Origin of the sequence: Mesorhizobium sp. M4A.F.Ca.ET.020.02.1.1, assembly GCF_004022645.1 — a bacterium.
GTDB lineage: Bacteria > Pseudomonadota > Alphaproteobacteria > Rhizobiales > Rhizobiaceae > Mesorhizobium.
In genome coordinates, this window is record NZ_RZOI01000250.1 from 1 (window position 1) to 7,612 (window position 7,612).

Genomic DNA, 7,612 nt, shown 5'->3' on the forward strand with positions numbered 1-7,612 from the left:
GGCCCGATGATCAGCCCCAGCTTCTCGCTCTCGACGCGCGCCCTGATGAATTCCGCCCGCGACGGCTTTTCGAAACCCGGCACGATCGCCGACGTGACCAGTTCCATATGGCCTGCATGGCCGGCGTGAAGCGGCGAATAGACAGTCTTCATGAAATTCCTCTCGAAGTGCGAAATCAGTCAAGATTGAGATAGGGGTTCACCAAGGCGAGCCACATCACTTCCACATCGTCCTCGATAAGGTCGTATGTCTTGCGATCCCTTTTCAGCCCCACAAGCCGGCACGCGTGCCCGACCTCCATCATCAGCAAGCCGAGGCGGCTCGCGACCTTGTCTTCAAGAGCCGGGTTCACATGCTGCAGCCATGCGGCGTAGAGGGCGATGATCTGGTCGTCGTATTCGTTCTGGATCGGTCTCAGGTCGGCGTTTCCCGATATGGCCTCGATCACCGGCATCAGGCTGGCGTTGTCGAGATAGAGCTTCGAGGTGTCGATGAAGAGCTTGCGCACTTCCTGGCGAAACTCTTCGCGGTTGGTGGGCGGGGCGACCTCGATGCGCCTTGCGATCACCTCCGGAAACGACGACAGCCAGCGCCGGGCGAGGTCGAGAAGTATGGCCTCCTTGTTGGGAAAGTACTGGTAGACCGAACCGACCGACAGGCCGGCATGCTGGGCGATGGCGAGCGTCGTCGGCGCCTTGGTTCCTTGCTCCCGCGTCAAGGTCAGCGCCGCGTCGAGAATCCTGTCGACCACCTTGCTCGAGCGTTCCTGGCGCGGCTGCTTGCGCGGTTCGAGCGCTATCCTGGTTTCGCGGCTGAGGTTGCGCTTCACGGCTCTAGGTCCTCGTTCCCCGCCCCGGTCTCAAGACAGGCGCCGGGTGCTGTCCACAATTCATTCGAAATTCGGAGCGTTGACAAACGCGAATAATTAGTCGCATTCTTTATCCACGCTGTCTGCCGGGATAACAAGGGGAATTTCGAAGACAGCGCGCTGGCATCATTCTTGTCCCATGGCGCGCCGCTCCGGCGGAGTGGAACGCCGTTGGCCAAGGGGTTGCCGGTCACGGCCAGTCGTCAAAAGCGCGGAGTCGCGATGTCTGTCACGGGTGCGGATCACAATGCGGATCTGATCGTCGTCAACGGTCGTGTGCTGACCATGGATGCCGACAATCCCGCAGCCGAAGCCATTGCCGTCAAGGACGGCGCCATCATCGCCATCGGCAGCTGTGCCTCGATCGAAGGCTACAAGGGAACGGCCACCAGGATCGTCGACGCCGGGGGCGGCTCGGTGATCCCCGGCTTCATCGAAGCCCACATGCATCTGTTTTCGGGGGCGGCCGAGCTTGCGCATCTGCAACTGTCGGGCGTCCACGGCTTCGAGGCGCTGCAAGCAGCGATCCGCGACTATGCATCGGCATGGCCCGACGCCAAGATGCTGGTCGCGCAAGGTGTCGACTATACCGTCCTTGGCGACGTGCGGGTGACGCGCCACCATCTCGACGCGATCCTGCCCGCCCGGCCTTTCGTCATGGCCGCTCCCGACCACCACACGATGTGGGCCAACACCAAGGCGCTGGAGATGGCCGGCATCCTGCACGGACGCACGCTTGGTCCGGGCAACGAGATCGTCATGGGCGAGGATGGCCTGGCCGCAGGCGAACTGCGCGAGGGCGAGGCGTTCGGCCCTGTGCTCGATCTTGCCGGAGAAGGTCGGGTGCGGCTGGGGCTGGCGACCGGCGGCGAGCCGGATCCGATGCCGACCGCCGCCGAGCGCGCCGCCGACCGCGACATCATGCGGCGCGGGCTCGCCTGGTGCGCGCGCCACGGCATCACCTCCATCCAGAACATGGACGGCAATCTCTACCAGCTCGAGCTGCTGGCCGAGATCGAGGCCGAGGAGGGCTTGTCCTGCCGTGCGCAGATACCGTTTCACTACAAGAATTTCATGACGCTCGACATCCTCGACAAGGCGTCCGTCATGGCCGAACGCTACAACACCGAGTGGTTGTCGTCGGGCATGGTCAAGGTGTTCTATGACGGTGTGCTCGATTCTTGGACGGCGGTGATGGTCGAACCCTATGCCGACCGGCCGAACTGGGTGGGCGAGCCGCTGTTTACGCCGCGCCGGTTCGCCGAGCTTGCGGTCGCCGTCGACAGGCGCGGGCTGCAGATGGCGGTGCATTCGATCGGCGACGGCGCGGTGCGTGCCGTCCTCGACGGCTACGAGGCGGCCGCGAAGGCCAATGGCAAGCGCGACAGCCGGCACCGGGTCGAGCACATCGAGGTCATCACCGACGCCGATGTGCCACGCTTCGAAGATCTTGGCGTCATCGCCTCCATGCAGCCGCCGCATCCGCCCGGCGCGATGGATTTTCCCCTGGAACCGACGGTGTCGCGCATCGGGCAGGCCCGCTGGCCGCTAAGCTATGCATGGCGGACCCTGAAGAATGCCGGCGCGCGCGTCGTCTTCGCCTCCGACTGGCCGGTAGCGCCCATCGATCCGATCCTGGGCATCCAGGCGGCAGTGTTGCGCAAACCATGGGCAAGCACCGACCCCGACCAGAGATTCTCGCTGCACGAGGCGATTGCCGGCTATACGGTGGAAGGGGCCTATGCCGAGTTCATGGAGGACCGAAAGGGCCGCCTGAAGCCGGGCTATCTGGCCGACCTGGTGGTGCTCTCGGCCGATATCGAGGCGACCGCGCCGGAAGATCTGCACAAGGTGCGGCCGGTCACCACGGTTTGCGGCGGAAAGGTCACTTATCAAGCCTGACGGTGGCACGGGAATTGCTTTTTAGTCCAGTCCAAGCTCCGCAGTTGCCAAGCCGATTGGCTTATGGTGACAATCAAACAGGAACAAAACCTGCCGCCAAGAGCAGGCCATCTCAATGGGGTAATCGTGCCGGAACAACCGGATAAGAATGCGATCGAGGTTCGTGGCGTTCGCAAGGTATTTGGCAGCGGTGAAAACCAGGTCGCCGCTCTCGACACGGTTTCGGTGTCGATCCGCGAAAACGAGTTCTTCACGCTGCTGGGGCCTTCCGGCTGCGGCAAGACAACGCTTCTGAGGCTGATCGCCGGCTTCGACTTTCCAACCGCCGGCGAGATCCTGCTGCACGGCCAGGACATCGCGCCGCTGCCGCCATTCAAGCGGCCGGTCAACACCGTGTTCCAGTCCTACGCGCTGTTCCCGCACATGACGGTAGCCGAGAATATCGGCTTCGGCCTGGAAATGCTGGGCAAGCCCAAGGCCGAGATCAAGGCGCGCGTCGGCGAGATGCTGAAGCTGGTCAAGATGGAGGCGCTCGCCGGCCGTCGCACCAGCCAGATCTCCGGCGGCCAACAGCAGCGCGTGGCGCTCGCCCGCGCGCTGGCGCCGCAGCCGAAGGTGCTCCTGCTCGACGAGCCGCTGTCGGCGCTCGACTACAAGCTGCGCAAGGAGATGCAGATCGAGCTGAAGCGGCTGCAGCACGAGACCGGCATCACCTTCATCTTCGTCACCCACGACCAGGAAGAGGCGCTGACGATGTCGGACCGCATCGCGGTGATGTCGTCGGGCAAGATCCTGCAGGTCGGCACGCCCTGGGACATCTACGACAAGCCGGCGGAACGCTTCGTCGCCGACTTCATCGGCGAGACCAACTTCCTCACCGCTGCCATATCGGACATTGGCAACGGCAAGGCGCGGGCGACGCTCAAATCCGGCGCGACCATCGAGGCGACCGTGGCCGAGGGCTTCCAGCCGAAGGACAACGCCACCGTGGTGGTGCGGCCGGAGCACGCCAAGCTGAGCAACGCCAAGGGCGACCTGTCGGGAACGGTCGAGAACATCGTCTATTTCGGCACCGACACCCACATCCATGTCCAGCTGGACAGCGGCGAGGCCTTCACCGTGCGCCAGCAGAACACGCGCAGCGCCGGCTGCGGTTTCGAGCGCGGCGACAAGGTCGGCATCCTGATCGGCAACGACGCCGCGCAAGTGCTGAGGGACTGATGGCCACCGCGGAACAAGTCGCCAAGGAAGCGGAACGGCGCGACGTCCGCACGCGCTGGCTGCTGTCGGCGCCGGCGCTCATCATCATCTTTCTCGCGGCGACCGGCCCGCTGCTGATCGTGCTGGTCTATTCGCTGCTGACGCCCGGCGCGTACGGCGACGTGAAATGGCAATTCTCGCCGGAGGCCTGGCTATCGGTGTTCATGGAGCGTGACATTTTCGACGACACGCTTTCGCTTGCCGCCGCTCACGTCACCATCTTCTGGCGCTCCATCAAGCTGGCGATCGTGACGACGATCGCGACTTTGGCGCTGGGTTTCCCGACCGCCTATTTCATGGCGACGCGCAGTGAAAAGACGCGCGACATCTGGCTGTTCTTGATCACCATACCGTTCTGGACGAACCTGCTCATCCGCACCTTCGCGGTGCTGCAGATCATCCGCAACGAGGGCATCATCAACACCATCCTGATCAAGCTCGGCATCGTCTCGGCGCCGGTCCAAATCCTGTTCACCGATACGGCGATCCTGATCGGCATGGCCTATGTCTACCTGCCGCTGATGGTGCTGCCGATCTATGCCAGCATGGAGAAGCTCGACTTCCGGCTGGTCGAGGCCGGCTACGATCTCTACGCCAGCCGGTTCCAGGTGCTGCGGCGCATCATCTTCCCGCTGGTCAGGCCGGGCGTCATCGCCGGCTCGATCCTGGTATTCATTCCGGCGATCGGCGCCTATGTCACGCCCAGCGTGCTCGGCGGCGGCAAGAACATGATGCTGTCCAACCTGATCGAGCTGCAGTTCGGGCAGGGCCGCAACTGGCCGCTCGGCTCGGCGCTGTCGATCACGGTGATGATCATCGTTATGGTGGCGCTGCTAGCCTATGTGCGCAATGCCGGACGGGCGGAGGTGCGCCATGGCTAATTTCTCGATCAAGCACCAGCCGGGCTTCACCGCGATCGCGGCGACCTGCTTCGTCGTCCTCTATCTGCCGATCATCGTCCTGGTGTTCTACGCCTTCAACGCCGCGACATCGACCTCGGAGTGGGGCGGCTTCTCGCTGAAATGGTTCCAGTCGGCATGGCAGAACACGCAGGTCATCGATGCCACCCTGCGATCGTTCCAGATCGGTTCGGTTGCCGCGGTGCTGGCGACCATCGCCGCAACCATGGCGGCGCTGGCGACGACGCGCACGGCGCCCTATCCCGGACTGACCTTCAAATACGCGGCGATCAACCAGCCGCTGATGGTGCCGGAGATCGTCACCGGCGTGGCGCTGCTGATCTTCTTTTCGCGCATCAAGATTTTCACCGGCTATTCCGGCCTCGGCTATCTGATCGCCGCGCACACGGCATTCTGCATCCCCTTTGCCTACCTGCCGATCCGGGCGCGGTTGGAGAACATGGACCTGACACTGGAGCGCGCCGCCGCCGATCTCTACGCGACGCCGTGGCGGACGTTCCGCCGCATCACGCTGCCGCTGCTGTGGCCCGGCATCCTGGCCGGGCTGATGCTGGCCTTCGTGATCTCGCTCGATGACGTCGTCATCACCGAGTTCGTCAAGTCGGGCGGCCAGGACACGCTGCCGACCTACATGCTTGGCCAGATCCGTCGGGGGATAACACCCGAGATAAACGCGATATCGACCGTATTCCTGCTTTTGTCGGTCGCCATCGTGACGTTGTTTTTCTTCATCAGCAGGAAACGCGATTAGACATGAGAAATGGGAGCACAGCCATGAACTGGAAGATCACAGCGACCGCCATGGGGTTGGCGCTGCTCGCCTCGACAGGCGGCGCCTTCGCCGATGGCGAGCTGAACATCTACAATTGGGGTAACTACACCAGCCCGGACGTCATCAAGAAGTTCGAGCAGAAATACAACGTCAAGGTGACGATCACCGACTACGATTCGAACGACACTGCGCTGGCCAAGGTGCGTCAGGGCGGCACCGGCTTCGACATTGCGGTGCCGTCGCAGACCTACGTTCCGATCTGGATCAAGGAAGGTCTCCTGCTTGAGACCGATCCCGGAAAGATGGAGAACTTCAAGAATGTGGCGCCGGAATGGGCCAATCCCGAATTCGACCCCGGCCGCAAATATTCGGTGCCGTGGGCCTGGGGCACGATCGGAGTCGTTGTCAACACCGATGCCTACAAGGGACCGGCCGACAGTTGGGGCATTATCTTCAACACGCCGGATGAGCTCAAGGGCAAGGTCAATGTCGTACCCGAAATGAACGACGTCATGTTCGCGGCGACCAAATATCTCGGTGGCAAGCAATGCAGCACCGACAAGGAGCTGCTGAAGAAGGTGCGCGACACGCTTGTCGCGGCCAAGCCCAACTGGATCGCGATGGAATACAACACCATCGAGAAGATGGGCGCCGGCGACTTCAAGGCAACCAGCGACTGGAACGGTTCGGCGCTGCGCCAGCGGCTGGCGAATCCCGCCATCCATTACAATTATCCGAAGGAAGGCTTTGGCCTGTGGAGTGACAATGTGGTCGTTCTCAAGGAAGCCAAGAATGTCGAGAATGCCAAGCTGTTCCAGAACTTCATCATGGATCCGGAAAATGCCGCCGGGCTGTCGGCTTTCCATCGCTACGCCAATGCCATCACCGGTTCGGACAAATACATGCCGGCCGACATGAAGGATGCGCCCGAAGTGGTCATTCCGGCCGATGCCAAGCCGCAAGCCGAGCTGCAGCTGATGTGCCCGCCGGACGTCCAGGAACTCTACACCAAGATCTGGACCGAACTGCAGAAGTAGCCGCATCGTGACGGACCCGGCGGCAGGCGCCGCCGGGTCCGTTTTCATGTCGTCGGGACATTGATCATGGATTCCTACCGCAACTCGGATCCGCGGCCGCCGATCATGCAGGGCTCGCCGCCCAGGCTGGTGCCGCCGAAGCTCGACTGGGACCGGCCGCCGTGGAACCGATGGGCATTCCAGCATATCCGCGAGTTCCTGCCGACCGTCGAAGTCTGGCGTGGCCACGGCCATCGCCATCGTTTCGAACGGGCCGAGGTCGATCTCGACGCATTGCCGGTGGAGGACAGCACAGGTGCGCCGACGACGCTCGCCGGGCTGCTCGACGAGACCTACACGGACGGATTCCTGGTGCTCAAGGACGGCAGGATCGCCTATGAGCGCTATTTCAACGGGATGGACGAGCGCACGCTGCACCTGTCTCAGTCGATGGCGAAGTCTGTCACCGGCTCGGTATTCGGCATCCTCGTCGGGCGAGGACTGATCGATCCGGCAAAGCCGGTCACCAGCTACCTTCCGGAACTCGGCGCGACCGCCTGGACGGGCGCCAGCGTGCAGCATGTGCTCGACATGACGACGGGCGTGCGCTTTTCCGAGGAATACACAAATCCCTGCTCAGAGATCGCCCAGGTCGACGTCGCCACCGGCTGGAAGCCGGTGCCGCCCGGCAGCGACCCATCCTTCCAATGGCCGTCGCATCTGTTCGAGCTGATCCTGCGGCTTAAGGACAAGGTGCGACCGCATGGCGAGGCGTTCGAGTATCGCTCGATCGAGACCGATGTGCTGGCCTTCATCATGGAGCGGGCGTAGTCGCGCAGCGTCGCGTTGAAGCCGCCGTCGGCGAGCGCATAGC

General features: G+C 62.9%; 6 protein-coding genes and 2 pseudogenes. 6 read left to right on the forward strand and 2 right to left on the reverse strand.

The window, feature by feature from the left end; all coding sequences use genetic code 11:
• Together EN742_RS40240 and EN742_RS16960 are read right to left on the reverse strand one after the other, a co-directional pair.
• Nucleotides 1-152 (reverse strand): annotated as a pseudogene (locus EN742_RS40240) (histone deacetylase family protein); the annotation flags it as partial.
• 23 nt (nucleotides 153-175) lie between these two features.
• Nucleotides 176-829, reverse strand: coding sequence for a TetR/AcrR family transcriptional regulator (locus EN742_RS16960; protein ID WP_126058506.1), 654 nt, complete (start codon nucleotides 827-829; stop codon nucleotides 176-178).
• 261 nt (nucleotides 830-1,090) lie between these two features.
• On the opposite strand from EN742_RS16960, the gene EN742_RS16965 reads away from it, so the two are divergent.
• The 6 genes and pseudogenes from EN742_RS16965 to EN742_RS16990 all read left to right on the forward strand — a co-directional run.
• Nucleotides 1,091-2,770, forward strand: a complete 1,680-nt coding sequence (locus tag EN742_RS16965) for an amidohydrolase (RefSeq protein WP_127406734.1) — start codon at nucleotides 1,091-1,093, stop codon at nucleotides 2,768-2,770.
• A gap of 126 nt (nucleotides 2,771-2,896) precedes the next feature.
• On the forward strand, nucleotides 2,897-3,991 hold the full coding sequence (locus tag EN742_RS16970; RefSeq protein ID WP_128333051.1) for an ABC transporter ATP-binding protein: 1,095 nt from the start codon (nucleotides 2,897-2,899) through the stop codon (nucleotides 3,989-3,991).
• On the forward strand, nucleotides 3,991-4,911 hold the full coding sequence (locus tag EN742_RS16975) for an ABC transporter permease (protein ID WP_127283891.1): 921 nt from the start codon (nucleotides 3,991-3,993) through the stop codon (nucleotides 4,909-4,911). Before EN742_RS16970 ends, EN742_RS16975 begins: the two co-directional genes overlap by 1 nt.
• Complete coding sequence (locus EN742_RS16980) at nucleotides 4,904-5,701, forward strand: ABC transporter permease (RefSeq protein WP_126058510.1); 798 nt, start codon at nucleotides 4,904-4,906, stop codon at nucleotides 5,699-5,701. Before EN742_RS16975 ends, EN742_RS16980 begins: the two co-directional genes overlap by 8 nt.
• Before the next feature lie 23 nt (nucleotides 5,702-5,724).
• Complete coding sequence (locus EN742_RS16985) at nucleotides 5,725-6,759, forward strand: extracellular solute-binding protein (RefSeq protein ID WP_126058511.1); 1,035 nt, start codon at nucleotides 5,725-5,727, stop codon at nucleotides 6,757-6,759.
• Between the two features lie 66 nt (nucleotides 6,760-6,825).
• A pseudogene (locus tag EN742_RS16990) lies at nucleotides 6,826-7,612 on the forward strand (serine hydrolase); the annotation flags it as partial.

Bases quoted from the DNA above. Each gene is read 5' to 3' on its own strand.
- EN742_RS16965 (WP_127406734.1), top strand. From the start codon at position 1,091: ATGTCTGTCACGGGTGCGGATCACAATGCGGATCTGATCGTCGTCAAC.
- EN742_RS16975 (WP_127283891.1), top strand. From the start codon at position 3,991: ATGGCCACCGCGGAACAAGTCGCCAAGGAAGCGGAACGGCGCGACGTC.
- EN742_RS16980 (WP_126058510.1), top strand. From the start codon at position 4,904: ATGGCTAATTTCTCGATCAAGCACCAGCCGGGCTTCACCGCGATCGCG.
- EN742_RS16985 (WP_126058511.1), top strand. From the start codon at position 5,725: ATGAACTGGAAGATCACAGCGACCGCCATGGGGTTGGCGCTGCTCGCC.